Origin of the sequence: Paraliomyxa miuraensis, assembly GCF_026337845.1 — a bacterium.
GTDB classification, from domain to species: domain Bacteria; phylum Myxococcota_A; class Polyangia; order Nannocystales; family Nannocystaceae; genus Paraliomyxa; species Paraliomyxa miuraensis.
The window spans coordinates 1-24,363 of record NZ_JAOVZF010000164.1; the positions used below are offsets into that span (position 1 = coordinate 1).

Sequence of the window (24,363 nt, forward strand, 5' to 3'; positions counted from 1 at the left end):
TGCCTGACGCAAACCCCTCAACAACCGGCCCTTCAGGTGAAATCCCGCCTATTGTGCTTTTCGAGCGCTTGGTTCAGGGCTAGGAGGCCGGCGCAAAGGCGCCGTGGAACGTGATGGGGATCGGGTGGTCGAACCACGCCCGCGCGACCGGTCCCTGGGAGAGGTCGTCGCCGTCGAGCACCGCCACGAAGCTGCGATCGCGGGCTTGCTCGTAGCCGAGCACCAGCACCCACGCGTCGCGCTCGTCGTCGGGGCGATTGCCTCGGGCCACGGGGATCGGCTCGCTGAGCGCGGTTGGGGTGTCGGGCTGCCAGCTGCTGGTGCGACCCGTCTCGACCTCGAGCAGGGTCACCACCTCGCTGCCATCCGCCTTGCCGCCGTGGAGGAACGCGAGGCGATGCTCCACGCCCTCCCGCTCGGGATGCACCCGGGGGAACTCGGCGGCGCACGGGCTGCGCTCCTCGCTGGTCATGCGCCTGGTGCGAACGTCGAGCCGAGCGCGGTGGTAGCGAGGCTCGGTGGCCGCGGCGGGCTGACCACCACGGCCGGTTCGGATCTCGCGAAGCGTGCCGAAGTCGGCGTACCGGCACAGGTCGACCACGATCTCGTCGCCGCGCTCGAACGCGTTGGCGAAGTGCCACACCCAAAACGGCTCGGCGGGGATCCGTATCACCCGCTCGGGCTCGGCCAGCGGCACCACGATGATCTCGGTGCCGCGCTCGGGCTCCCAGGCGAACAGCCGCTCGAAGTTGGGGTCGCCGAGCAACGCTCGCCAGATGAGCAGCCGCACCGGACCCACCACGAACACCAGGTGCCGCTCGGTGGCGATGAAGTCGTGGACCATGCCCGCCCAGGGCAGCGGCACGACGCCGAGGTGGCGCGTGGGGCCGTGATCGGGCAGCGCATAGAGATCGAGGGCGTGCTCGCGTCCGTAGCGGACGCCGAAGTTGAAGGTGGTGCCCAGCGCGGCCACCCGATGGGGATGCGCCGAGAACACCCCGCGCAGCGTGCCATCGAAGCGCTCCTCGCCGAGCACGTCGAGGGTGTCGGGATGCAGGCGCGTGGGACGGGCGCCCTCCATCAGCGCGTAGACCTGACCATCGTGCACCCAGGCCGAGGTGTTGGCGGTGTTCTTGGTGCGCTGGCGCAGCGCGGCCACGATGTTGCGGAGCCGGCCTGCGCCGGTCCCGTAGAGGCGGCGCCCGGCGGATTGCTCTTCGAGGTAGCCCTCGCTCTCGATGATGCGAGCGGCGCCCAGCGGCCGCTCGTCCCCGAAGCGCACCGCCGTGATCGCGCCGTCGGCCTCGAACGGGTGCGCCACCGCGACGCCGAAGCGCTCGAACATCCCCGGGCCCGCCCGATAGAGGGTGCCGCGGAGATCCTCGGGGACGGTGCCCTCGAGCTCGAGCGGCACGAAGCCATGTGCGGTGCGGAGGTTCTCGTGGAGGGAGTCGAACGGCACGGGAGATCCTAACTCGACGTTGCGCGGCCCCCAACGGCCTTGGTGGGATGAAGGACGTCGCGGGCGAGGCAGCGTAGACGAGCCGCGCGGTTTCGCGACCGCCCGGCGTGCGAGTCGTGCGGCGAGCCGGCCGTCTCGGACGCGGGGGTGGCGACGATGAGGTGGTGACGTCAGGACGCCGCGGGGCAGCACACCGAGCCTTCGACCGCGATCGGCCCGCCCTCGGGCGCCGTGATGTCGCCGATGGGAGGCTGCCCGCTCTCGCAGGTGTAGTCGGGGCGGTGGATCGCGCCGTCGCCGATGTCGCCGACGATCGTGCCACCCTTGCCCTCGCACTCCTCGGCGGTCAGGGAGGGGCGCGCAGCGCCGTCGCTGGGCGGAAGGGTCTGGGGGTCGTTGGAGGAAGGCGGAGGGGTGGTCGTCGACCCCTCGCCGCTGTTCTTGGGGCAACCGGTCGTCGACAGCAGGGCCACCGTGGTGGCCAGGAGCAGGCGTAGCGTCATGCCGGCAATGAAGCGCAGGTTTGGGTGGGCGGCAAGTGAGGGCCCATCATCGTGACCTCACGTGGTGGTCGTGCGTGCGGTGAAACGGATGGCGTCGGTGATCAGATCCGGTGCTTCCTCCTGCGGAAAGTGGCCAGCGCCTGGGATCTCGACCGTCCTCGCGTTGGGGAAGGCCTCGCGCCAGCGTGCGAGGTAGTCCGGTCCGAAGGCGGGATCCTTCATGCCCCATGCGAAGGTGAGTGGCCGGCGCGAGAGGACCTCGCGCCTGGCCCACAGGGATGCGTACCAGGGATCGGAGCCGGCCAGCTCGCAGCCCAGCGTCCAGGGGCCGAGGCGCTCGTGGCGGCGGCCGAACGGACGGAGGTAGTGTTGGTGGGTCTGGCGATCGAGGCGGCTGCGGTCGCCGAACGCCATGGGCACGATCCATCGGGGCGACGCGTTGAGCCACAGGTAGAGGAAGCGACCGAGCGGCGATGCGACCAGGCTCGACATGCGGCGGATGGCCGGGCGATCGGCGTGCGCCCACATCCACGAGTTGAGCACGACCACCGAGGCGATGCGCTCGGGTTCCTCGAGCGCGAGCGACAGTCCGATCGGTCCGCCGAAGTCGTGCACCACCAGCGTCAGGTCGCGAAGGTCGAGCGCCTGGACCAGCGCGCGCAGGCGACGGGCGTGATCGGCCGGGGCGTAGGCGGCATTGCGGGGCTTGTCGGACAGGCCGAAGCCGAGGTGATCGGGGGCGATGCAGCGGTGGGACGATCGCAGCGACGCGATCGCGTGGCGCCACTCGAAGGACCACGACGGAGTGCCGTGCACGAAGAGGATCGGGCGGCCCTCGCCCTCGTCCAGGTAGCTCATGCGCCCCTCGTCGGTCACGTGGGTGCGAGGGGCGAAGGGGTAGAGGGTCGGGCTCAGCCAGGCGGGTCGGAGGCTCGGGCTCGAAGTCGTGGAGGTGGAGGTGGTGGTGGTGGCGGGGGCCAGCGCGGTCGTCGATGCCATGACGGTGGTTTCTCCTGCTCTCGAGAAGGTGCGCTGGAGCGAGGGAGGAGCGTATGGTACGTTCGTACCCCACCGACATGGCGGCCACGGCCATCGACCTCGGCGTGCGACTGTGCGCGATGGCAGCGGAGACCTCCGTGCTGCCGCAGTGGCGCCAGCAGGCGCTGCACGGGCTACGCACGCGGGTGCGGTTCGAGGCGGGGCTGTTCCACGAGCTGTCGCCGCGCGCTCCGCTGGATCGCGCCGGGGTGCTCGACTGGGACCTCGCTGGCCTGGCGGCCACGCGCCGGAGCTGGGACGACCTCGCGGTGGACTTCGGCCCGCTGCGAGAGCGGGCGCTCGTGCAGGGCGGCGTGGCGACCGACCGCGAGGCGTTCGGGCATCGGGGGCCGGCGCGCTCGCGATGGGAACGGCAGGTCGCGCGGCCGCTGGGGATCCGCTCGCTGCTGGCGATCCACCTCGTGCTCGACGCACGGATCATCGCGGTGGTCATGCTCGCGCGACGAAGGGACCCACCGTTTTCGACCGCGGAGCGCGAGGCGATGCAGCCGCTGGCGCCGGTGCTGGCGGTATGCGACGGGCTGCACCAGTCGCGCAGCCGCTGGATGCTGCCCGGGGTGGCGACCGCGGTGCGGTGCGTGGACGAGCGGCTGACGTCGAGACAGCGGCAGGTGGTCGAGTACGTGGCGCTGGGGCGGACCAACGAGGAGATCGCGGAGGTGCTGGGGATCTCGGCCAATACGGTGCGCAACCTGCTGGTGAAGGTGCGGGCGCGCGTGGGAGCGGCGAATCGAGCCGAGCTGGTGCGGGTGGCGGTGCTGCACCCGGGGACGCCGGGCGGGTCGTGACGGCCCATTCCATGCGTCCCATTGGAGTTAGACTCCCCGGCCCAAGACGACGAGTTCGAGCGCTGCGTTCCCCGATGTCCGAGATCCTCATCTCGATCAAGCCCAAGTACCTCGACCTGATCCTCAGCGGTCGCAAGACGGTCGAGCTGCGCAAGCGCTCGACGAAGATCCGTCCTGGCACACGTCTGTTGCTCTACGCATCGTCACCGCGATGCGCGGTCATCGGCGAGGCGCATGTCTCGTTTCGGGAGGAGCTACCCCTCGAAGAGCTATGGGCCAAGCATGGTGCGGCTGCCGCCATCGGGCGAGACGAGCTGGATGCCTACTACGCCAGTGCCGACGCCGGGGTAGTCCTGGGTCTTGTCGACGTCCACCACTATCCCGTCGAGCTCCCGTTGCGTTCCCTACGCGCCGTCCATGACGGATTTCGCCCGCCACAGAGCTACATGCGAGCACCCGCGTTCATCGACGTGTTGCTGAGCAGGCTGCTCGGCTGGCCTTCGGACCGTGGAGGAAGCCGGGAGCTCTCACAGCGAGCGCTCCCCTTCGTCGTGCCGGCCGAGTAGGCTATCGGTGATTGGCTGCCCGCCGGTGGCGTTCGTTGCTTGCGGTACCCACTGGGCGCGGGCGCAAGCGCCCCGCCGGGCGCTCGACTATCATCCGGGCATGGTGCGCGGGGGCAAGGCCTTCGAGTCTGGCGAGGTCACGTTGGGGCCCAGCGAGCTCGAGTCGGAGCTCTCGTCGCGAACCCACGAGCCCACGACCCGCGGCGCTCGAGCGTCATCCCCCGTGCCGCGAGCTCTGGGGCGCTACACGGTGCTCGGCGTGCTTGTCAAGGACCGCCATCACGGATCACGCCAGCTCGCCTAAGAACCTATCCCAGTAGGCCGGTGGCTCGCCATGCGATCAGCCCGCAGACCAGGTGCAGCATCCCGATGTAGGACGACGAGCGCTTCTCCCATCGCACCAGGATCCGTCGAAAGCGGTTGAACCAGCTGTGGGAGCGCTCGACCACCCACCGCCGAGGTTTGCCACGACGACGGCGACGCGCTCGAGCTTCCTCTCCACGATGACAAACGTGCGGGACGAGGTTGTACTCGGCCAAGATCTTCAGGACGAACTCGAAGTCGTAGCCCTTGTCCAGGCACATGTGCTGGGGGTGCTTCTTCGTGGGCTTGGGTCGGCGGATCGGAATGCTATCGAGCGTCTGCTCCACGAGCTTGCAGTCGTTGCGGTTGGCTCCGGCGACCGTCACGCCCACCGGGACGCCCTTGGCTTCGACCAGCAGGCTGCGCTTGACCCCGCCCTTGCCCCGGTCGGTGGGGTTGGGGCCCACATTTTTCCCCCCCGAGCGGTGCCTTGGTCATCGCTCCGTCCATCGACAGCCAGTTCCAGTCGATGCCGACCATCTCGTCGTAGACCAATAACCCCTGCCTCCAGAACTTCTCGAACACACCTGCCGCGGTCCACTCCTGGAACCGGCGATGGGCGGACGAGCTCGAGCAGATGCCGGTCGCGCTCAGAGCGTTCCATTGACAGCCCGTCCTCAGCACGAAGAGGATGGCGTCCATCGCGTCACGATCGGGTACTCGCCTGCGGTGGCAGCCCAGCGGGTGATTGTCCTCTGGCACGGGCAGCAGCGGCTGGATCTTGGCCCACAAGGCGTCGGACATGCGCCAATGGTCGTTCGGCTGGAGAAGCCTCATGCCGCCTGCCTAGCCAACCGGATCGGCGCGGCAATCGGACCGTCGGCGTCAGCCGTCGCCCTACCGGGGGCCTACTGGGATCGGCTCTAAGGCGTTGCTATCCAGCCGGCACGCGTCGCAAGAATTGGCATGAAGGTCTCGAAGAACCGAAGATGAGCCGGAACCAGTCCAAGAAACGTTGCATATGCGGATGCAAAGCGACTACGACCCCGGCTCCGTTCCATTGCATCGACAGCCGAGAGAACCTTTTCAAGGTCGGTCACAGGAATGTACTGTTTTACGGCCTCCTTCAGGCCCTTGAAGACATTTTTGTTGATCTCGGCAGTCAATTCGGCTGCCATCTGAATCAAGTCCCGGTGAGTTACGATGCCATTTTTATCGTCCCAGACTCTCTTGAACAATTCCCTGGTCACTTGGCTTTCCCCAAAGATCTTCATGAAATTCTGGAGCACCGCTTCACGTGCCTTGAGCCCCTTGAAACCGGAAGTAAATGTGACAAAGGGGTCAATCCCAAAGTTGTCTAGCTTTCGTCGTTCGATTGCAATATCCCAGAGGCCATTGATCTCCCGACGATCTTTCTGACCTTCTACCTGACTGTCTCTTTGATAGTCAAAACCAAAGCCGGGATCAAGCCGGTCGTTCAGATGATAAATTTCATGATATATGATGGACCGGAGGGATTTCTCATCGTCCTCAACGTCTTTGCTTGAACTATAGGAGTGCTCATCACTGAGGTTCAAGCGAACCGCGACACCATTGGGTGCAACGACTGGCACGGAGTGGAATACAGCTCCGTCGGACTCGACCTCCACTCGCTTCACGAAGTCGGGGACAGTAATCATGATCGCCGTCATTGCCTCTTGTATGAGTCTTTCCAGCGCCGCAATGACCATCTTCCGATCATCTTCGTCGTCGGGAGTTTCATCCATAAAACTAGGACCGAATATGACTTTCACCATGGTAGGATAGTTTACTCTGGTTTGAACCGCGTCACAAGTATTGCCGCACAGAGGAGACGCCAGCGCGACGTCGCCGTCACAGCAAGCCTCGGAGTTGGGTAGTGTGCGTCGACGGGCCGCCCTGGGCATGCTCGGCGGGGTCGTCCCCGTGGAGCCGGCCCCCGGCCCTGCTATCCGTCCGTCCCCCGAGGAAACGCCTCACCGGATTGACTGAGGTCGGGGTGGGTGCGCTCGGCGAGGTGCTTACCAGCGCGTGTCCACCCCAACCCATTGGTCGCAAGGTCACCTCAACCTTGGACGACGCATCATTCAGCAGCCTCGTGGTCGAGGGCCATTCTCACCGTCGCCTCCAGCGTGGCGACGAGCGCCAGGAGGATGTCGGAATAGTCCGCATCGGTGTCCCCGAGGAGATCGGCAAGGCGCTCCGTGAGGACCTTGGCGACATCGCCCTGGCCGGGCTGTGCTTGCAGGAGCGCCGTGGTTCGACCGTGGTCGTAGCCCAGCTCGAAGCCGACCTCGACGCCGCTCACGACCTCGTGGGACGTGTGGTGCTCGAAGTCGAGGATGAGCTGCCAGGTCTGGTCGTCCACGCGCTCGCGGATCCGTTCGAGCAAACGCCAGCGCGGCGGCTACGGTGTTGCCTCGGCGGTCCTCCTCGTCGAGACGGGCCGCGACCGCGTCCCACAGGGAGGAGAGCCGCGTTGCTCTCGGGCTTGCTCGAGCAGGCGCAAGAGCGTGTGGCGGCGGCGAAGGGGCTGGCGGTCGTCATCCATCATGGTCGACCGCTCCCTTCCGCTGCGCTTCGGGGCATGCCGCGTCGCTCGCACGAGGTGGTTCAGTCCATCGGTTCATCGGCCCTGCGCGTGTGAGGGCTCGCTTGTCGTCGGTCATGGGTGCTCCTCGCCCGGTTGTGGCGGGCAAAGTGCGGGTGCCCCGAAGCCACAACCTCCGGGGCTACGACCCGGGCCCCGACTTCGCCCGGGAAGGCGCACCGTCGGGGCAGAGCGTCCCCAGCCGGCGCACCACGAGAATTGCTCGCTCTGCTCCCCATGTGGAAGGAGGGAGCTCAGGGTAGTCGCGCAAGGCCGCGGCCACGACGTCCGAGAAGTCGCAGTCGTCGTCGAGCGCGCGCTGCTTGGTGGCCTTGTGCAGCGAGGCCGGGAGCGTGACCGTGGTGCGCTTCTTGGAGTCGCTCGGCTCGGAGGCCGGGGGGCGGGAGATCTTCTTGGGCATGAGCGAGATGCGCGAAGGCCGGCAGAGACTGGATCGCACGTCACGGGGCGGATGTCGAGGCCGACGGCCGCTGGGTGGCCCGTGAGGTGGCGGATGGCACCAAGGATCCATGAGTTGGGGTCCCATGCCCGGCGCCGGCACGGTAACCTTCGGTAACCGCGACCCGGGCCGCAGCGGGCCCAAGCCACGGCCGGGGGACGCGTCCCCAGCGGAGGACGAGCCGACCGCGCGCAAGGGGAAACGGGGGGCAAAGGCTCGGACGCCCCGTGACCCTTGACCCCAGCGGCGACACCCCGAAACGGCTAGCTGTGCGTGAAGAAGATGCCCCCGAGAACAGCAAGGTCACGTACAAGGGCCGCGCCAGCCCGAAACGCTGAGCTGTGCCTGAAGAGGATGCCCCTGTTCGACCCGACCAAGCTGCGCCTACTGGCTCGGCAGTATGAACTCCCTCGACACGAGGCTCTCAAGCGCCTTGACTGGATTGCCAAGCTCCGCCAACGACGTGCGGATGGGGTCCTGACAACTCGCAGGGAAGTTCGAGTGGAGCAGTCCTTCAACGAGCGCTTGTTCTGCGAGCTATTCGACTATGACAGCATGTTCCGGACTGGAAGGGGATTCTATTCCATTGAGGCGAAGAATGCCTACGACGTCCCTAAAGGCAAGACGCAGAAATCAAAGAAACAATTTGATGACTTCAGCCTGGGCTATTTCTCTGGCGACGACAGAATTTCAATAGCCTCGGTAGAACTGAAGCCAGCGGACACCGATCTGGACGCCCCGCAGAGTGGTTACCCCGGTCGCTGCTCGCCAGTTCAACAGGCCTTCCGTACCGCTGCTAACGACCCAGGCGTCCAGTGGATCATCGTTAGTAACTTTGATGAAATCCGACTCTATTCAGTCAAATCGCAGGAACAGCATGAGAGCATCCATCTATCGAACATATTGAGCGTTGATGACTTCGCTCGGGCCTACGCTTTGCTAGGACGCCGTACTTTGTTGGGTGAGCGAAATGTCGTGAGCCCGCTGCTGCGACTTTATAGAGGAGAAACGCCAATGGTCGTCGACGCTATTCCGGGACGTGCATCCATGGTACAGCAGTCGGATGTCGATATCGGGCAAGATCTCGGGTTTCACATCATCGAGGCAGCCTTCTTTGCTGCACTCGACCAACTAACGAAGGATCCATCGCTTCGCTGGCCGTTGCTCCCGCCACAGAAGCAGAAGATCTTCCCCGTTGTCAGAAACGACAGACTGGTCATTTCAGAGAAGGACAACGATGAGACGCAGTGCAACATCGAGTTGGTGCGGAGCGGTACAGTCCGAATCTCGGACCACCTTCCCTTGGCAGAGCCAAGCATCACCCGAGAAGCCAACGATGCACAGCAGGAGGTCACGAGATTTCGCGACTCAGAGGTAATTCTTCGCGTGGCCGGCTTCCTTAAATTTGTCAGCTATTTCTACCGAGAAATCTTGAAACATACGAGTGGATCTGTCACGATGAAGGTGCATAGCGAACTCCTGAACATCGGAGTGGCGCGTTGTGCATCTGAACGTGGTTCATTCAGTAATCCGCTGGACCTAAACAGCGCTCCGCATACCCATAGAACATATGTTGCGCGCGATAGTATCAACCTCGTTCAAAACAAAGGAATAGACAATCCAGACAGACTCAATCTCATCACATATATTGTAAGAGAGTTGCTATTTCCATTTGCACGCAGCAGGGGAGATGAATACTCCCGGCTGCAACCCGGCGACGATGACCTTCGTGCCGCACTGAAACACTACCGCACCCTTGGCCTATGGATCGGGTCGGGGATGGCCGATCACACCGGGTAGCAGATCGTCGATCGCAAGAGACGGACCGGTTATGCGGAAGGGCCATGAGAGATAGATTTACAAGGAAGAGCAAAACGGTTCGCGGACGCATGCGCCAGAACGTCAAGCAGGATGTCCTGCGAAGGGACGACTACACTTGTCAATACTGCCGCAAAAAATTCGCAGCAGCAGATCTAACTATTGATCACCTGATTCCTATGGCTCATGGGGGCCTCGACGAAATAACCAACTATGCGACATGCTGCGAGCCTTGCAATCAGCGAAAAGCAGACATGCCACTACAAGATTTTGCAAAGACGATCGGAGTAGAAGTCAAAGACTTGCCCGTCCACGGCGATCCCATCATCGACAATAACGACCTACCAATCCAGATACGACTACTGCGAAAAAGCATATTCGATAAGGAACGCGAACGAAAATTTGCCACAGGCAGTGGATTTCAGAAGAAGCTGGAAAAAATCTATCGACGCACATTTTGGAGCACTCCTATAGGAGTCGCCTTGGAATCAGAAATTCCAAGCCTGCCAGGACACGTGAGGATTATGATCCCCGAGATCCGAACGATTGCAACCAGCAAGGAGGAGTATCTGCTTCTTGTTGAGCTTGCCAAGTCGGCCTCTACGCGCAACCTGATCGGCACCACCCTTACCGCAGGCGCAGATGTTATCAATATCGTGGCTTCCATGAAAGAGCGCCACGGTGAGGAGGCCGTGCGGAAACGCCTCCAACAGGCATGGACCCGGTATCAGAAGGAGCTGGAACGCCTGGCCACCCGCGCGTGACCGATATCCGAAGAGGAAGGTGACAGATGGCGAGGCCACGTTCGATCAATCCTGGCGCGCTCGCCTTGCTCGGTCCCATCCGCGGCGGGCACCACGGGTGCTTATGGCGGGCGTAATTCCATACCCCGCTCTATCCGGGGCTCCCGGGCGAAGGCACCGCATCCACCGCGACCCCGAGGCAGGGGCGGCGTTGATGCGTCAGGCCTGGGGAATCACCGGGAACAAGGAGCCGGCGCGGGCGCTGCTCGAATTCGCCGATGCCACGGTCGGTGACGTGACGCTCGAGGACGAGGTCTTCGTGGCCTGGCAGATGGTGTTGCTCTCGGTCGGCTGGCGTTGCCTCGGCGAGTACGAGCGGGCGCTGCACTGGGCGCTGCAAGCCCGCTCGCTGGTGGGTGCGGTGACTGGGCCCGATCATCCGATGTGGGCCCACGTCGACGAGCACCTCGGGCGCGCCATCCATCCCCACGAGCGACGCGGAGGCTGCGAGGAGGCGCTGTCCTCCTTCGACGACGCGCTCCGGGGCTACCTGGGACACGGGAACGGAGAGGCAGCCGCGATCGTCCGCCTCGAGATCTCCCGGTGCCTGCACCAACTCGGCCAACATGCGGCGGGCCTCGAGCACGCACGACTGGCGGCCGACTACTGGGCCGAGCACGAGCCCACGTTCATGCTCAATCGACAAACCGCCCACCTGCTGGCCGGAACCCTGCTGGAGGCGCTCGGCCGGCTCGACGAGGCCGAGGCCGAGTACGAACACCTGCTGACGCTCGTCGACCTCGAGGCCTCCAGCGAGCACTCGCGCAACGAGGCCAGGCGGGCGCTCGAGCGCCTGAGGGCAGCGAGGACGGACGCCGCCACCAGGTGACGGCCGAGATCCCTCAGACGTACCGCACCCAGCTCGTCGGATGCGCGCGCTTGTACCCGCGATACCACCGACACACGGGCAGCAGCACGAGCACCGCCGCCGCCGCCGCGAGGCAGGCGGTCTGTGGGCCCCCCATGCCGAACAGACCGAAGATCGTCGCCGGGATCCCCAAGACCAGCCAGTGGATCAAATAGAAGAACAGCGCGGTCTGCCCGAGCACCAGCACCGGTCCGTTGGGTCGCGAGGGCATGCGGGGCTCGAGCTTCATGAGCATCGCGAGGATCAGCGCGACCAGGCCGAGCTCGAGGCCCACGAAGGCCAGGGCGGGCGGGTACTTGCTCACGTGCAGCCACTGGGTCAGTGAGCCGTCTTCGCGCAGCAGGAACATGTTGCCGTAGCCGTTGGCCGCCCTCACCACCGCGAACACGCACAGGCCGGCCAGACCGGCGAGCACGAGCACGCGCACGGGGGAGGTGCGCGTGGTGCCGGCCTGCCACCGGGCGATGTGCTGACCGAGCGCGTGGCCGAGCAACATGATCGCCAGCCAGGGGAGCGCCGGATAGATGATCGTGCCTTGCTCGCCCTGAAAGTAGCCGACCGCGAGTGCGGCCAGCGCGGGGGAGGAGCCCACGGCGGGGTCCCACACCAGCGAGGTGACGGCCTGGTCGATCGTCAGCCAGCCGAGCGCGAGCACCAGCAGCGTGCGGGGGCCGAGGCGCCTCGCGGGGATCAGCGCGATCATGCCGATCCCGATCGCATACAGCACCTGCAGCATCGGCAGCCCGACCAGGGCGGACATGTAGAACAGGTCGAGCCCCACGAGCACGAGCCCGCGAACGAGCAGGTGGCGATCGAATGCGCGTGCATCGTCGCGGCCCTGGCGACGCGCTCCCGCCAGGGCGATGCCCGCGCCCGCCAGCAGCACGAAGGCCGGGGCGCACAGGTGCGTGATCCAGCGGGTGAAGAATTGCCCCGGCGGCAGCGGTGTGCCGACCACGTGCATGATCGCGTTGTCGTTGGCGATGCGACCGGCGTTGTAGATGATCGATGCGTGATCGATCGCCATCACGATCATCACGATCCCACGCAGCCAGTCGAGCGCTCGCAGACGGTCGGGCGCGGTGGGGGCAGGCTGGGGCATGGCGCGCTCTAGGTGATCGCGAACACCCGGTAGGTCACCCCTCCGTCGCCGGTCTTGCCGTAGCCGACGGCCACCACGCCGTTGAGCCAGGCGTAGCGCGGGTCGCCGGTCTCGAACAGCGGGTTGGTGCGAAAGTAGTAGCTCTCGGGATCGGGTCCGGTGGGCTGGGCATAGGCCAGCACCTGCGCCAAGAGCTCGGGCTGCGCCACCAGCCGGCCGCCGTAGGTCATGAAGATGTGGGCGCCGTCGTGGGTGCGCAGGGTCAGGCGCACGTCGAGGGCGAGCGTTCCGTCGGGACGCAGCCGGCCCCAGTCGCCGCCGCTGTGGGTCACGACCGTGCCCTCGAGCTTGGGCCCGGAGAACCGCCCCCCGCCGACGATGATCGCGAAACGATGGCCATTGGGGGTATCGCCGTGATCGATCGGCGGGTGCAGCTCCGCGAACATCTCGAACAGGAGCTCGGAGGAGACCGAGCTACGCGCGAGCCAAGCATCGTGCGACATGGAACCCCGAGCATGCACCACCCCGCCCGAAGATCCAACGCTCGATGTCGGACGAAATCGCGCGAGGCGGCTGGATGTCCGCTCGATCAGCCGAAGCGAACCGAGTAGATCGGAGGCAGGTGGTGAGCCACCGCGACGAAGGAATCGCCGCGGTCCTCGCTGACGAAGAGGTTGCCGGTGGTGCTCCCGAACGCGACGCGACGGCCCCGGACCGCCAGGGCGTGGCGATAGATCACGTCGTAGGCGCTGTCTTGGGGCAGCCCCGCGCGGAGTTGCTGCCACGACTGACCGCCGTCCTCGGTGCGGGCCACGAACAGACCGCCGCCGATGGCCATCCGCTGCTGATCGGAGATCCCGGGCACCACCCACGCGGTGCGTCCGTCCTCGTCGTCGACCGCGATCGGGAAGCCAAAGTGTACGCCCTGCTCGGGAGCGCTCACCTTGGTCCAGCTCGCCGAGCCGTCGGCGCTGTAGAACACCCCGCAGTGGTTTTGCTGCCACACGTGCTGCGGCTGCCCCGGGCAGCTCTGGACGAAGTGTGCGTCGTGTCCCCACTCGGTGTGTGGATCCGGGAGGTAGTCGTTGGTCATGCCCTGGTTGCGGCCCGCCCAGGTCTTGCCGCCGTCTCGGCTCTCGAGCACCCCGGCGGTGGAGATCGCCACTCGCAGCCGGTTGGGGTCCTTGGCGTCGACGTCGATGGAGTGGATCCCCGCCGCGAACTCGCCCCCCTCCGAGGCCGGCGTGCCGAACCAGTGCGTCTTGCGATCGCCGATGTCCTCGTTGCGCCGCACGTCGGTGAGATCACCGCCACGGCTCTCGTGATCCCACAGCGGCCGATTGAGCTCGAAGCTCTCGCCCCCGTTCTCGCTCACGAACAGCCCGCCCGGAATCGTGCCCACGTAGACGCGACCGCCGGGCCCGAAGCCGAGCACCCACAGCTTGAGCAGCGTGGCGGGGCGCACGGTGAAGCGGCTCGGCTCGGCGTCGTCCTCGGTGCCGGGATCGGGGGGCGCGAGGTAGCGAGCGTCCTGCGGGTACTTGATCTGGCTGGCGTCCGCCCAGGTCGCGCCGCCGTCCTCGGAGCGCGAGAGCTTCGCTCCCCAGTGCCCGAATCCCAGCGCCGCCCACACGTGCCCGGTGTGGGGATCGCGGGCCACGTAGTTGACGCTCGTGCCGGCGTGCCCGGCCAGGCGAAGCTGGTACCCGTTGGGTCCGCGCTCGGCGATGAAGGTTCCCTTGCGAGTGCCGATGTAGAGGGTGTCGTTCATGATGGTGGTGCTCCTGCTGGCTCAGCCGCCGCTGAGCGCTTGCGCGATGAAGACGCGGGTGTCGGGTTCGAGTGGGTCGCTCAGGTGCTGCCGGTCCACCAGCAGCTCCCCATCGACGAAGATGTTGACGTGTCGGCGCAGACGCCCGCGCTCGTCGCAGACGTAGAAGGCCACGCCCGGGGCGAGCCGGTCGAGCGCCGCGACCAGCTCGGCCACCGTGCTCGCCTCGAGCGGCAGCGGTCCCCCGCGAAGGTGGGGGAACAAGGTCGGCAAGTGCTGGGTGAACTCGATCTGCGCCACCCCCGGGAGCATCGCTCAGTCGGCGGCAGGGCGCGAGCGGACCGCGGGAACGCGGGGAATCTCGTTTTGGAGGCGGATTTCGCCGCCATCTCGCCCTCGTCGTGCGATCCTCTCCGCGTCACCTCGATGCCCCGCGTGCTGATCATCGATGACGACACCTCCCTGCTCGACGTGCTCGCGCTCGCGTTCGAGGACGCGGCGCACGAGGTGCACACCGCGGTCGATGGAGCCGACGGTCTGGCGAAGATCGAAGGCAAGCGCCCCGACGCGATCGTCTCCGACGTGAACATGCCGGGCATCGACGGCTTCACCCTGTGCCGACGCCTGCGCGAGGCCGGCAATGCCACCCCGCTCATCCTGCTGACCTCGCGCGACTCCGAGATCGACGAGGCCCTGGGCTTCGAACTGGGCGCCGACGACTACGTGAGCAAGCCGTTCAGCACCCGCGTGCTGCTCGCCCGCGTGGCGGCGCTGCTGCGCCGCGAGGCGCAGCGCTCGGGCGGCGGCGGGTTCGGGGCCACCCAGGTCGCCGGGCGCCTGCACCTCGACGCCGCGCGCCTCGAGGCGCGCTACGACGGCCAGGCCATCGTCACCACCGTGACCGAGTTCCGCCTGCTCGAGGCCCTCACCTCGCGACCCGGGGTGGTGCTGGGTCGCCCCGCGCTGCTCGAGCGCATCCGCGGTGACGACAGCGTGGTGGCCGAGCGCATCATCGACACCTACGTGCGAAGGCTGCGGCGCAAGCTCGAGACCATCGATCCCGAGTTCGATGCGATAGAGACGGTGGTGGGCGCGGGGTACCGGTGGAAGGCCGGGCGGTGAGCGACGCCTCCACGACGGACGGCCAAACGGGCGGCCAAACGGGCGGTCGGACCCGCGGAAGGTTGGAGCCGTCGCTCGGTCGTCGCACGCGCCGAATGCTCCGCTCGCTGCGCTTCCGCGCGTTCATGGTGGCGGTGGTCGTGGCCTTCGCTCCGCTCTCGGTGGTGGCGATCGTGGGCGCGCTGGAGATCCGCAGCGAGCCCGACATGCAGCGCGCAGCCGACCAGGCCGCGACCGAGCTGACCGAGCGCTTCGCCGCCGAGCCCGAGGCGCTGGTGCAGCCCACCGCGCTGGTCGAGCAGGTGGCCCGGCGCCATCACGTGCGCGTGCGGCTGCTCGATCCCACGGGCACGGTGATGGCCGACGCCGACGCCACGCGTACCGTCACCGTGCTCGAGGATCTGTTCCTGGGCCCGGAGGACGAGCCGGCCCTGCAGGACGCCGACGAGCAGGAACCGGCCGTGATGGATCGCCCGATTCCCCGCGCGGCCGTGCACGCCGAGACCTCGGGCCACGCGGCGGGCTGCGAGACCTGGGCCAGCGGCACCCTGCGCGTGTGCCAGGTGGCCCGGGTGCTGTGGCGCGACGGCGAGGTGCTGGCGCTGGTCTACGTGCAGCAGGCCCACCGACGGGCGATCCGAGCGCTCTACGATCTGCGCTTCGCCCTGCTCAAGCTCACCCTGTTCGTGGCCGCGGGGGCGCTGCTGCTGGGTTGGTGGCTGGGCTGGCGCATGGTCCGGCCGCTGCACCGCCTGCGCAACCAGGCGCTCGAGTGGGCCACCGCCCATGCGCGCGATCAGCAGGTCGAGACGGTGTCGCCGGGGCTGGAGCTTGCGCGCGAGGACGAGATCGGCGACATGGCGACCGCCTTCAATCGGCTGCTCGAGGCGCTGCACGAGCGCGCGCGCCACAACGCCGAGTTCGTCGCCGACCTCACCCACGAGTTCAAGAACCCGGTGGCAGCGGTGCGGGCCTGCGCCGAGTCGCTCGCGTCGCATGCCGACGCGCCGCTGCCACCCGCTCGCACCGAGCGCCTGGCCCGGGTGCTGCGCGACAGCAGCGCCCGCCTCGATGCCCTGGTCACCCAGTTCCTCGAGCTGGCCCGGGCCGAGGCCGGCATGGTGGGGGAGGATCGCGGGCCCGTGGATCTGACCTCGCTGGTGCGCGGCGTGGTGGAGACGATCGCCGCGCAGCCCGAGCACGCCACGGTGGAGATCACCCACGAGCTGCAGGAGGTGATCGTGCCCGGCGTCTCGGGCCGGCTCGAGACCGCGGTGCGCAACCTGGTGGAGAACGCGGCCTCGTTCGCGGGGCAGGATGGTCACGTGCGCGTGACCCTGCGGCGCCAGGGGTCGCACGCGCGGCTCGAGGTCCACGACGACGGTCCCGGCATCGCGCCCGAGGATCTGCCCCGCGTGTTCGACCGCTTCTTCACCCGACGCCAGGGTCGCAAGGGCACGGGGCTGGGGCTGGCGCTGGTCAAGGCGATCGCCCACGCCCACGGCGGTCGAGCGCGCGTGCGCTCGACGGTGGGCGAGGGCAGCACGTTCTCGCTGCGGCTGCCGCTGAGCGCTCGGGCGGAGGCGGCGATCGGCTCGGCGTCGATCGAGCCCACGCGGTCGCGAGCGGAGCGCCACGAGAATCATCGCGTCATGGAATGACTCGCGATCCCGAGGACGGCGTTCCAGGGTGACGGACGATCATGCTCGCGTCGGCGGCCGCCGCCGCGCTCGCTCGATCGCTTGACGACCTCCATGCCCCCACTAGCTTCTTTCGAGAGCTGGGATGCCGCTGCTGGGCTCCCACGTGGAGTGTGAGGCGCCACTACTGCCCGGGACCAGGACAGGAACGGATCGGTGGCGCGAAAAGAACCAGGAGGATGATGATGACGGACATTGCATACGGACGAACCGACGGCGTGACGCACGACTGGGCCAGGGCCAGGATCGAGGCTTCGATGCTGTACCTCCCAACGGGCTACGACCGCCCGGTGGTCATCGCCTCGATGCTGACCTTCAACGGCGGCGACACGGCCCAGGTACGGATGAGGGCGCTGCGCGAGTGCGGCTTCGAGGTCAAGAGCGAGGAGGAGCAGTCGGCCGATGGCGAGGTCAACCATGTACCGGAGAGCATCGGCCACATCGCGTTCCCTCCCACCTGGCTCTACGACTACGGCGGCAATGCCATCGGCTACGCCACCTTCCTCGACGTGGAGCAGCGCAGCGCCAACATGTGGATCCCGGCACCGGTGCCCACGAGCTTCACCGTGGGTGACAGCATCCTGTTCGCCCAGGTGCTCACCTTCAACGGCGGGCAGCCCGTCCACGTTCGCATCCGCCACGATCACCCGTCGACGGGGGCTGGCGGCTTCTTCTTCAAGCTCGAGGAGTGGCCCACCTACGACATGCAGCACACGGCGGAGCGCGTGGGGTTGGTCGTGCTCCAGAAGGGCTACCATGCCCTGGGCTCGGCCAGCGATCCCCGCCTGCGGGTGGGCCAGGTCAACGGCGTCACCACCGGCTGGAAGAGCGTCGACGTGAGCGGCACGACCGGCGCCGGGCGGCCCGTGGTGGTGACGCAGTGCCAGACCTTCAACGGGGGCGACCCCGTGGTGACCCGACAGCGCGAGGTCGGCTCGTTCGGCGTCGACACCCGGGTGCAAGAGGCCGAGATCGGGGGGTCGCACCCCAATGCGGAGATCGTGGGCTACGTGGCGGTGGGCATGCCCTAGGGCGCGCCCTCGGCTCACCCCGGTGGATCGGTCGGCGGCATCCACAGCGCATCGAGGCTGAGACCACCGGGGTAGCCATAGGAGGCCGCGCAATCGTAGCCGCCCACCAGCACGCCCACCGGATTGCTCGACGTCATGAACTGCTGGCCGTCGGTGCAGCTGCCCTCGCCGCCCATGCCGTCGTTGTCGAGCTGCACCGAGCCCACCTCGTAGGGCGTGCCCGGGATCGCGGTGAAGTGGCTGGCATCCACCAAGCCGAGGCAGTCGAGCTCGACCTGCGTCCCGGTCTCGCGCACCAGCAGCACGAAGTCGCGCGCATAGGACGTGTCGGTGAGGAACGGCAGCGAGGTGAGCCACTGCTCGGTGGGCACCATCTGCATCATGTAGGGGTCGCCCACCGCGGGGCCCGGGGTGCACGAGGTGGCGTTGAACACGGTGGAGCCGCCCGCCATGTACTGCACCACCATGAACGGCTTGTCGTTCGGGGCGTCGAGCACGAAGCTCTGGGTGCTGCTCACCTCGGTCCAGTCGCCGGCCGCGGCCAGGGAGATCTGGTCGCCGGGCACGATCCCCGGCGGATCGACGTCGATCGTGATGTTGTCGACGCCGGCGATCACCCTCCAGTAGACCGGCTCGATCGGCGGGCTGAGCATGGGCTCGCGCTGGGGGTGCCGCGCCGCCACGTAGCTGGTGCCCCACGCCGCCAGCGGGATCACGGCTTCCTCGACGTGATCGCACCAGCCGGCCCCGGCGGGCACGTTGACGCACGAGCTGCCCGAGAACACCGCCACCGGCTTGTCGCTGCCCACGAAGAAGCCCGTGGGGTCGCCAATGCTGAAGGTGTAGACGTCGAAGGCATCGAGCACCTGCATGCCCGCATCGGTGTTGAGCGTGGTGCCATCCTGGGTGGCCACCGCGATCACGAAGCCGCCGGCGCCGTAGCCCATGCCGTAGTAGGCCTGTCCCAGCGCGTTGATCGGCAGCAGCATGCTGGCGTCGGGCACGAAGCTGGGGGCGCCGCCGATGGGGTTGATCTGCATGGCGGTGACCGGAGAGTCGCTGCTCACCCGGAACGCCACGTTGTTGCCCATGCCGCTGAACGGCGCGGTGTGGTTCTCGCCCGGCATCACCCCGCCCACGTTGCCGTTCATGTCGATGATCTGGCTCTCGCGGGGCCCGAGCACGAACTGGTGGAACATCCGCAGGGTGCCTCCGGCCCCCCGTAGATCCTCGATGGTCACGGTGACGTCGAGGTCGAACGGATTGCCCACGCTGACGCCCCAGCCGAGCCCCGCGCCGCCCGAGGCCGGCACCGCGGTCGCCCAGAATTCGCAGCCGATGCTGGTCGGCCCCAGCATCTCGAGGTTGTCGCACGTGGGCATCACCGGCGGCGGCGTGCCCATGTCGCCGTCGGGCGGCTGCAAGTCGAAGAGCACCGAGGGCCCCGTGTCGGAATCCTCCCCGGTGGTGGCCGAGCCCATGCTCGTGGTGGCCGCCGTCGTGTCCACGCTCGAGGTGCTACCCGTGGCGGTGGGGTCGATCGGGCCGGTGGTGGCGGTGATCGTGACCACACCCGTGGTCGAGCTCGATCCCTCCGGGTCCTCGCCCGGGCATCCGCTCAGCATCGCGACCAACACCAGCGTCCCCGTGCAGCCGAACGACCGTGGCATGCGTGGCATGCGTGCATCCATCGACATCGAGTCTTCTTCCCCCGTCCCCCCAGCAGAGCACGGGCGCGGCCTCGAGGACAAGCCCGTGCACGCGCTCGCGCACCGGCTCGAGAACACGGATTCGCGCCATCCGACGCCGCGATGGGCGGGGGTGGGCGTTTTCACCGTCGTTTCACACCCGCCTCACCGACCGTTCACGGGCGCCGCACATCCGGTCCACGGCCAGGGGGGAAGGTGGCTTCACGATGTCGAACGTCACCACTACCTTTTCCACCCTGCTCCAGCTCATCACCGGGCGCCGCGTCGAGGAGGCGGAGGGCCGAGCCCGCCGCGTCCAGCTGATGATCACGGCCGGCCTGCTCTCGCTGGTGTTTGCGGCGCTGTGGGGCCTGGCGGTGGGCAGCGCCTCGATCGGGCTGGCGGTGGCCAATCTCTACAAGGTCCCGATGATCGTGCTGCTCGCCGCGCTGTTCTCGGTGCCCGCGGGCTTGCTCGCGCTGCGGGTGAGCGGGGCCGACTACCGCGTCTCGGATCTGCTGATCTCGTTCTTCACCGCCGTGTTCAGCGGCTCGCTGGTGCTGGGCGTGCTCTCGCCCCTGGTCGCGCTCTACTACCACACCAGTGCCTGGGCCGGCCCGTTCCTCGGCATGGGCTCGGCGTTCCTCGCCCTCGCCACGGCCGGCTTCGTGTTCGTGCGCGCCACGCTGCGCCGCCGCAAGGAGGACACCATGCCCGGCGCCCTGGCCCTGCCCACGCTGGTGATGGTGGTGATGAACGCCGCGTGTCTCTTGCAGCTGGTGGCCCTGGCCTCGCCGATCCTCCCCGAGGCCACGATCTTCGAGGGCGGCGTGGACGGAGTGATCGCTCGCCATTGATGCCCACGGGTCATACGGAAGGGAGAGCACCCATGTCTCGCACCAACGCCCTCGTCCTCGCGCTGCGCCCCCTGGGTGCAGTCGCTGCCCTCGCGCTGCGCCCCCTGGGCGCAGCCGCCCTCTTGCTGATCCTGCTGCTGCCGCGCGCATCGTGGGCGGGCACCGAGAGCCCCGTGGCCTGGGGGCTCCATCGCGTCGAGCTCGAGCACGCCACCGTGGTGGTGCGCAGCGAGCTTCGGCTCGAGCACGCCACCGACGAGCCGATTGCCCTGGCCGCGCCCTTGCCGGTGGCGGCCGAGCTGACCGGAGCCGAGCCGGTGCTGGCCGATGGCGGCACGATCGTGGCCCTGCGCGCGCCCGAGCATGCCAGCGCGCTCGTGCTGGAGGTCCGCGTGCCGTGGGGTGACGTGCGCCGCAGCCAGGCGCTGCCCGTGCCCGTGCCCGAGGGCCGCAGCGTGCACCGGGTGGTGCTGAGCCCGGCCCTCGGCTTCAGCCCCGATCCCGCGCTGGGTCTCATTGCGCAGGTCGGCCACTATGCGCCCGCGGAGATCGACGTGGTGGCTCGCCACCGCTTCGATGCGCGCACCGACGGCGATCTGCGCCACGTGGGCGCCTACTACGTGCGGGGCGACGATCTCCGCGGCGTGGGCTCGCTGCACGGCGAGGTCGTCCTCCAGCGACAGCGCATGGGCCGGGTCGCGCTGGTGGTGGGCGTGGTGTTCGTGCTGGTGGTGGGCGGGATGATCGTGGTGCACCGCCGCCTCGATCGCGCCGTGCGCTACGAACGAGCCGAGGCCTACCTCGCCAAGGAGATGGAGGCGCTCGAGGAACAGAGCGCCGAGTGAGGCGCGGCGTGGAGTGAGGCGATCGCGGCGGGCGCGGCGGGAGCCGGTGGCAGGTGATCGCCCGCCGGAGCGCCCCGGGGGGCCCGAGGGGCGTGGTGGGCCGTTTGCTGGCGTCCGGACCCCCGACCCCGTACGATGCGCGAGTACGGCGCGCCGCCGCCCTGCCCCATGCCCCTGTCACTGCCCAACCCTCGTCGCGACCGCCCTCGGCGGCCGATCGAGCCGTTGGCTCCGCCGCTGCGCGAGCCTCCGCAGCGCACGTACTCGTTCGATCCGAACGCGGCGCGACAGGCCTGGCGACAGGTCGCACGCACTCGAGGGGCCTACGCCATGCGCCTGGACGGGCGCGATCCCGGCGGCAAGCTGGCGCCGCTGACCCTGGCCCTGGTGGCCCTCGCGGTCTTCATCCTGTGGGCCACCAGCCGCGAGGACGTCGAGCCGGTGCAGGCCCCGGCGGTGACGACCAACGACGTCGACCCGGCCTCGCCAATGGGCACGGAGCCGCGAAGCCTGCAGCCCGAGCCCGAGGCGGTGGAGCCAGCGCTTCGGGCGGGCGCCTCGAGCTTCAGCGACACGGCCGAGGAGGACGAGCCGCCCCCCGAGCCCGCGGTGCAGCGCTCCGTGCCGCCCGGGACCGACGAGGACAACGCCAAGGCGCTGCTCAAGCTCCCGCACGCCGCCTCCGATCGCCCCCCGCTCGGCGGCATCGGGCCGATGGGCATGCACGTCGATCGCATCGCCATGGGCACCGAGTACGAGGACGGCTCGTGCATGGGCCCCACCGGCAAGTTCTCGGCGCGCGACGACGACTTCGCCAACCTCTGCTTTCGCGTGGTCCACCCGCGAACGCGGCAGAAGGTGATCGTGCGGTGGGAGCGAGGCGGCAAGCTGGTGCGCCGCACCTTCGTCACCATCGACGACTCGCACGCCTATCGCACGCGCGCCGTGCTGCCCCTGCGCCGCCGCTATCGCGGCGAGTGGACGGCACGGGTGGTGTCGGCCGAGGACGGCGTGGAGCTGGCATCGCAGACGTTCCAGGTGCTGTGACGGATCTCGACACCCTCGGCACCCTGCTGGTCGTCTCCGTCGTGGTCATCGCCGTGGCACAGCGGCAGCGCCTGGCGGAGATCCTGCTGCGCCACGAAGACGGTCGCACGCTGGCGGCACTGCGGATCATCGGCGGTGGGCTCGTGCTGTGGTACGTCGCGGCACGAGCCCCGCTGCACCCGTACCTGCTGTCGGACGAGGGACTGTTCCTCGAGGACACGGCGCAGTGGGTGTTCGCGCGCGACGGGTTCGGCGGCTACGGGCAGGACCTGCCGGGGTCGGCCGCGGGGTTCTTCGACCTCCGCGGGGTGCTCGCCTGGGTGCTGGGCCCCAACCACTCGCTGTTGATGTTCCGCAGCGATCCCGCCTTCGTACGCGCGCACGAGCTGGCGCTCTACGTGGTGGCGGGCGCGTTCACGGTCGGGCTCGCCACGCCGATCACCAAGTGGCTGACGTGGTTCTTGCTGTTGTCGATCCTCCAGCGCAACACCATCGCGGCCGCGGGCGAGCAGGTGTTGCTGGGGTTCCTCGTGCCGGTGGTGTGGTCGCGTTGTGGCGAGGTCTGGTCGGTCGACCGCTGGCTGCGGAGAGCCAGGCCGGAGCGGCGCATTCCCGCGTGGCCGCGCTACCTGATGATCGTGCAGACGCTGCCGATGTTCGCGGCCAATGGCCTCTACAAGACGGGCCAGATGTGGGCCGACGGTGACACGCTCTGGTACACGCTGAGTCATCCGGGGCTGCGGACGGAGTGGGCGAGCGTGCTGCCATCGGCGCTGGGACCGGTGCCGCTGCGGCTCGCCACATGGTTCGTGCACGGCTTCGAGGTGCTGTTCCCGCTCGCGATCGCGGGCGCCGTCGCACGGGCGCTCGTCGGCACGTCGCGGCCCTCACCCGCCGCGCGGCTCGTGACGCGCGGCGCGGCGCTGGTGTTCGCCGCCGCGCTCGTCGCGACCGCCTTGGCCCTGCTCGACCCCAACGAGCGCGGGCGCCTGCCGATGGTCGCGGTGGTCGTGCATGCCGGTTGGATCGCCGTGCTGGCGATCGGCTGGCCCACGATTCCGCCGGCATGGCGTCCGTGGATCGTGGGCCGGCGGGTGTGGATCCCGGCGATCGCATGCTTCACGATTCCGCTGGTCCTGCTGCTCGACATCGGGGCCTTCACGGCGATGACGGCCGCCTCGTGCCTGGCGTTCGTTCGCGGGGACGAGCTCGGCCGGCTGCTGCGTCGAATCGGGTCGAGGGTCGGCGCGAGGCCGCCGGAGCCGGTCGATCCTCCCGCGCGGCCCGGCTGGCGGCGACGGGCCGTGCTCGTGCTCGTGGCGATGCACGTCGCGATGATCGGCGTGGCGCGGCTGCCTCCGAGCGAGTCCGAGCTGCGCGCGACGCTGGCGGGACCGCTCGAGAAGTGGTCGCGGCTCTGGGGGACCGGGCAGCACTGGCGGATGTTCGCGCCCAACGGCCCCGTGCGCGTCGAGGACGTGCGAGTGCAGGCCTCGCTGGCCGACGGGCGCGTGGTGGATCTGGGGCGAGGCTTGCACGCCGAGGCCGGCTTCGATGCTGGCTCGGAGCCGGCCTCGGCCCACGACAAGGCCGGCAAGGTGGCGCGTCGGCTCGCCGGCGGCGGTCCGAGCAAGTGGTTCCGCAAGTGGCACGTTCGCTACGTGTGCCGCGCGTGGGCGCTGCACCACGAGGGGCAGCCGCCGCTCGAAGTGGAGCTGTTCTCGGTGTCCGAGCCGATCGCCGCTCCGCCCGATCGCCGCCCGTTCACCTCGCCCACCTCGGTCGAGAAGAGCCTCGAGCATCACGTGTGTGCCGAGACGCCGCAGGGGCAGCTGCCAGGGGAGGTCTTGCAACGGTACGGGATCGATCCGGCCACCGCGCCACCGTTCGTCCCGTGGGATCAAGGGCGGCGCGAGAAGTGGATCGGTCGTTCGAGAAGAGGGAGCTGAACGGCCGAGCCGC

General features: G+C 68.1%; 24 protein-coding genes. 12 read left to right on the forward strand and 12 right to left on the reverse strand.

The features are described 5' to 3' along the window. Positions 1 to 79: 79 nt before the first annotated feature. The 3 genes from OEB96_RS43220 to OEB96_RS43230 all read right to left on the reverse strand — a co-directional run bounded on the left by OEB96_RS43220 (position 80) and on the right by OEB96_RS43230 (position 2,964). On the reverse strand, positions 80 to 1,462 hold the full coding sequence (locus OEB96_RS43220) for a carotenoid oxygenase family protein (RefSeq protein WP_266222833.1): 1,383 nt from the start codon (positions 1,460 to 1,462) through the stop codon (positions 80 to 82). Positions 1,463 to 1,632: 170 nt separating this feature from the next. Then, positions 1,633 to 1,965 carry a hypothetical protein gene (locus OEB96_RS43225; protein ID WP_266222834.1) on the reverse strand — a complete coding sequence of 111 codons (333 nt, stop codon included), beginning with the start codon at positions 1,963 to 1,965 and terminating at the stop codon, positions 1,633 to 1,635. Positions 1,966 to 2,022: 57 nt separating this feature from the next. Then, positions 2,023 to 2,964 (reverse strand): alpha/beta fold hydrolase, encoded by a 942-nt coding sequence (locus OEB96_RS43230; protein ID WP_266222835.1) that lies wholly within the window; start codon positions 2,962 to 2,964, stop codon positions 2,023 to 2,025. Positions 2,965 to 3,017: 53 nt separating this feature from the next. Here OEB96_RS43230 and OEB96_RS43235 point away from each other — a divergent pair, with 53 nt between their 5' ends. Both OEB96_RS43235 and OEB96_RS43240 read left to right on the forward strand, forming a co-directional pair. Further along, positions 3,018 to 3,812 (forward strand): helix-turn-helix transcriptional regulator, encoded by a 795-nt coding sequence (locus OEB96_RS43235; protein ID WP_266222836.1) that lies wholly within the window; start codon positions 3,018 to 3,020, stop codon positions 3,810 to 3,812. A 74-nt stretch (positions 3,813 to 3,886) separates the two neighbouring features. After that, positions 3,887 to 4,378: an ASCH domain-containing protein gene (locus OEB96_RS43240; protein ID WP_266222837.1), complete on the forward strand. Its 492-nt coding sequence runs from the start codon at positions 3,887 to 3,889 to the stop codon at positions 4,376 to 4,378. 308 nt (positions 4,379 to 4,686) lie between these two features. On the opposite strand, the gene OEB96_RS43245 is transcribed toward OEB96_RS43240, so the two are convergent. The 4 genes from OEB96_RS43245 to OEB96_RS43260 form a co-directional block, all read right to left on the reverse strand. Continuing rightward, a protein-coding gene (locus OEB96_RS43245) for an IS5 family transposase (protein ID WP_266222838.1) occupies positions 4,687 to 5,518 on the reverse strand; the annotation gives its coding sequence in 2 pieces (ribosomal slippage) (positions 4,687 to 5,148 and positions 5,150 to 5,518; 831 coding nt in all). Between the two features lie 86 nt (positions 5,519 to 5,604). Further along, positions 5,605 to 6,477 carry a hypothetical protein gene (locus OEB96_RS43250; protein WP_266222839.1) on the reverse strand — a complete coding sequence of 291 codons (873 nt, stop codon included), beginning with the start codon at positions 6,475 to 6,477 and terminating at the stop codon, positions 5,605 to 5,607. Between the two features lie 305 nt (positions 6,478 to 6,782). After that, positions 6,783 to 7,067: a hypothetical protein gene (locus tag OEB96_RS43255; protein WP_266222840.1), complete on the reverse strand. Its 285-nt coding sequence runs from the start codon at positions 7,065 to 7,067 to the stop codon at positions 6,783 to 6,785. Between the two features lie 364 nt (positions 7,068 to 7,431). After that, positions 7,432 to 7,710: a hypothetical protein gene (locus OEB96_RS43260; RefSeq protein ID WP_266222841.1), complete on the reverse strand. Its 279-nt coding sequence runs from the start codon at positions 7,708 to 7,710 to the stop codon at positions 7,432 to 7,434. Between the two features lie 393 nt (positions 7,711 to 8,103). Here OEB96_RS43260 and OEB96_RS43265 point away from each other — a divergent pair, with 393 nt between their 5' ends. The 3 genes from OEB96_RS43265 to OEB96_RS43275 all read left to right on the forward strand — a co-directional run bounded on the left by OEB96_RS43265 (position 8,104) and on the right by OEB96_RS43275 (position 11,199). Then, on the forward strand, positions 8,104 to 9,549 hold the full coding sequence (locus OEB96_RS43265; RefSeq protein WP_266222842.1) for a hypothetical protein: 1,446 nt from the start codon (positions 8,104 to 8,106) through the stop codon (positions 9,547 to 9,549). Between the two features lie 89 nt (positions 9,550 to 9,638). Further along, entirely contained in the window at positions 9,639 to 10,331 is a 693-nt protein-coding gene (locus OEB96_RS43270) for an HNH endonuclease (protein WP_266222843.1), read from the forward strand. A gap of 193 nt (positions 10,332 to 10,524) precedes the next feature. Further along, positions 10,525 to 11,199: a hypothetical protein gene (locus OEB96_RS43275; protein WP_266222844.1), complete on the forward strand. Its 675-nt coding sequence runs from the start codon at positions 10,525 to 10,527 to the stop codon at positions 11,197 to 11,199. 13 nt (positions 11,200 to 11,212) lie between these two features. Here the strand turns inward: OEB96_RS43275 and OEB96_RS43280 are convergent, their stop codons facing one another. The 4 genes from OEB96_RS43280 to OEB96_RS43295 form a co-directional block, all read right to left on the reverse strand. Further along, positions 11,213 to 12,340 (reverse strand): DUF1624 domain-containing protein, encoded by a 1,128-nt coding sequence (locus OEB96_RS43280; protein ID WP_266222845.1) that lies wholly within the window; start codon positions 12,338 to 12,340, stop codon positions 11,213 to 11,215. A gap of 8 nt (positions 12,341 to 12,348) precedes the next feature. Beyond that, entirely contained in the window at positions 12,349 to 12,843 is a 495-nt protein-coding gene (locus OEB96_RS43285) for a DUF3237 domain-containing protein (RefSeq protein ID WP_266222846.1), read from the reverse strand. A gap of 86 nt (positions 12,844 to 12,929) precedes the next feature. Then, positions 12,930 to 14,111, reverse strand: coding sequence for a WD40/YVTN/BNR-like repeat-containing protein (locus OEB96_RS43290; RefSeq protein WP_266222847.1), 1,182 nt, complete (start codon positions 14,109 to 14,111; stop codon positions 12,930 to 12,932). A 21-nt stretch (positions 14,112 to 14,132) separates the two neighbouring features. After that, positions 14,133 to 14,411 carry a MoaD/ThiS family protein gene (locus OEB96_RS43295; RefSeq protein ID WP_266222848.1) on the reverse strand — a complete coding sequence of 93 codons (279 nt, stop codon included), beginning with the start codon at positions 14,409 to 14,411 and terminating at the stop codon, positions 14,133 to 14,135. A 126-nt stretch (positions 14,412 to 14,537) separates the two neighbouring features. Here OEB96_RS43295 and OEB96_RS43300 point away from each other — a divergent pair, with 126 nt between their 5' ends. The 3 genes from OEB96_RS43300 (at position 14,538) to OEB96_RS43310 (ending at position 17,964) form a co-directional block, all read left to right on the forward strand. Continuing rightward, a complete protein-coding gene (locus OEB96_RS43300) occupies positions 14,538 to 15,233 on the forward strand; it encodes a response regulator transcription factor (protein ID WP_266222849.1) in 696 nt (231 codons plus the stop codon). Between the two features lie 95 nt (positions 15,234 to 15,328). Further along, the gene (locus tag OEB96_RS43305; protein ID WP_266222850.1) at positions 15,329 to 16,894 is read left to right on the forward strand and encodes a sensor histidine kinase; all 1,566 of its coding nucleotides are present in this window, start codon (positions 15,329 to 15,331) and stop codon (positions 16,892 to 16,894) included. A gap of 296 nt (positions 16,895 to 17,190) precedes the next feature. Further along, positions 17,191 to 17,964 carry a hypothetical protein gene (locus OEB96_RS43310; protein ID WP_266222851.1) on the forward strand — a complete coding sequence of 258 codons (774 nt, stop codon included), beginning with the start codon at positions 17,191 to 17,193 and terminating at the stop codon, positions 17,962 to 17,964. A gap of 14 nt (positions 17,965 to 17,978) precedes the next feature. Here OEB96_RS43310 and OEB96_RS43315 read toward each other — a convergent pair whose 3' ends face one another. Next, entirely contained in the window at positions 17,979 to 19,634 is a 1,656-nt protein-coding gene (locus OEB96_RS43315) for an IgGFc-binding protein (RefSeq protein ID WP_266222852.1), read from the reverse strand. A 245-nt stretch (positions 19,635 to 19,879) separates the two neighbouring features. On the opposite strand from OEB96_RS43315, the gene OEB96_RS43320 reads away from it, so the two are divergent. The 4 genes from OEB96_RS43320 to OEB96_RS43335 all read left to right on the forward strand — a co-directional run bounded on the left by OEB96_RS43320 (position 19,880) and on the right by OEB96_RS43335 (position 24,350). Continuing rightward, on the forward strand, positions 19,880 to 20,509 hold the full coding sequence (locus OEB96_RS43320; RefSeq protein WP_266222853.1) for a hypothetical protein: 630 nt from the start codon (positions 19,880 to 19,882) through the stop codon (positions 20,507 to 20,509). Positions 20,510 to 20,541: 32 nt separating this feature from the next. Continuing rightward, a complete protein-coding gene (locus OEB96_RS43325) occupies positions 20,542 to 21,354 on the forward strand; it encodes a hypothetical protein (protein WP_266222854.1) in 813 nt (270 codons plus the stop codon). A 135-nt stretch (positions 21,355 to 21,489) separates the two neighbouring features. Further along, positions 21,490 to 22,401 carry a DUF2914 domain-containing protein gene (locus OEB96_RS43330; RefSeq protein ID WP_266222855.1) on the forward strand — a complete coding sequence of 304 codons (912 nt, stop codon included), beginning with the start codon at positions 21,490 to 21,492 and terminating at the stop codon, positions 22,399 to 22,401. Continuing rightward, a complete protein-coding gene (locus tag OEB96_RS43335) occupies positions 22,398 to 24,350 on the forward strand; it encodes a hypothetical protein (protein WP_266222856.1) in 1,953 nt (650 codons plus the stop codon). The genes OEB96_RS43330 and OEB96_RS43335 overlap by 4 nt, the downstream gene beginning before the upstream one ends. Positions 24,351 to 24,363: the final 13 nt, after the last annotated feature.

What these genes read in the sequence shown, in the direction of transcription:
- OEB96_RS43225 (WP_266222834.1), bottom strand. Translation starts at nt 1,965, where the DNA reads ATGACGCTACGCCTGCTCCTGGCCACCACGGTGGCCCTGCTGTCGACG.
- OEB96_RS43230 (WP_266222835.1), bottom strand. Translation starts at nt 2,964, where the DNA reads ATGGCATCGACGACCGCGCTGGCCCCCGCCACCACCACCACCTCCACC.
- OEB96_RS43235 (WP_266222836.1), top strand. Translation starts at nt 3,018, where the DNA reads ATGGTACGTTCGTACCCCACCGACATGGCGGCCACGGCCATCGACCTC.
- OEB96_RS43240 (WP_266222837.1), top strand. Translation starts at nt 3,887, where the DNA reads ATGTCCGAGATCCTCATCTCGATCAAGCCCAAGTACCTCGACCTGATC.
- OEB96_RS43250 (WP_266222839.1), bottom strand. Translation starts at nt 6,477, where the DNA reads ATGGTGAAAGTCATATTCGGTCCTAGTTTTATGGATGAAACTCCCGAC.
- OEB96_RS43260 (WP_266222841.1), bottom strand. Translation starts at nt 7,710, where the DNA reads ATGCCCAAGAAGATCTCCCGCCCCCCGGCCTCCGAGCCGAGCGACTCC.
- OEB96_RS43265 (WP_266222842.1), top strand. Translation starts at nt 8,104, where the DNA reads ATGCCCCTGTTCGACCCGACCAAGCTGCGCCTACTGGCTCGGCAGTAT.
- OEB96_RS43270 (WP_266222843.1), top strand. Translation starts at nt 9,639, where the DNA reads ATGCGCCAGAACGTCAAGCAGGATGTCCTGCGAAGGGACGACTACACT.
- OEB96_RS43275 (WP_266222844.1), top strand. Translation starts at nt 10,525, where the DNA reads ATGCGTCAGGCCTGGGGAATCACCGGGAACAAGGAGCCGGCGCGGGCG.
- OEB96_RS43280 (WP_266222845.1), bottom strand. Translation starts at nt 12,340, where the DNA reads ATGCCCCAGCCTGCCCCCACCGCGCCCGACCGTCTGCGAGCGCTCGAC.
- OEB96_RS43285 (WP_266222846.1), bottom strand. Translation starts at nt 12,843, where the DNA reads ATGTCGCACGATGCTTGGCTCGCGCGTAGCTCGGTCTCCTCCGAGCTC.
- OEB96_RS43290 (WP_266222847.1), bottom strand. Translation starts at nt 14,111, where the DNA reads ATGAACGACACCCTCTACATCGGCACTCGCAAGGGAACCTTCATCGCC.
- OEB96_RS43300 (WP_266222849.1), top strand. Translation starts at nt 14,538, where the DNA reads ATGCCCCGCGTGCTGATCATCGATGACGACACCTCCCTGCTCGACGTG.
- OEB96_RS43305 (WP_266222850.1), top strand. Translation starts at nt 15,329, where the DNA reads ATGCTCCGCTCGCTGCGCTTCCGCGCGTTCATGGTGGCGGTGGTCGTG.
- OEB96_RS43310 (WP_266222851.1), top strand. Translation starts at nt 17,191, where the DNA reads ATGCTGTACCTCCCAACGGGCTACGACCGCCCGGTGGTCATCGCCTCG.
- OEB96_RS43315 (WP_266222852.1), bottom strand. Translation starts at nt 19,634, where the DNA reads ATGCCACGGTCGTTCGGCTGCACGGGGACGCTGGTGTTGGTCGCGATG.
- OEB96_RS43320 (WP_266222853.1), top strand. Translation starts at nt 19,880, where the DNA reads ATGTCGAACGTCACCACTACCTTTTCCACCCTGCTCCAGCTCATCACC.
- OEB96_RS43325 (WP_266222854.1), top strand. Translation starts at nt 20,542, where the DNA reads ATGTCTCGCACCAACGCCCTCGTCCTCGCGCTGCGCCCCCTGGGTGCA.
- OEB96_RS43330 (WP_266222855.1), top strand. Translation starts at nt 21,490, where the DNA reads ATGCGCGAGTACGGCGCGCCGCCGCCCTGCCCCATGCCCCTGTCACTG.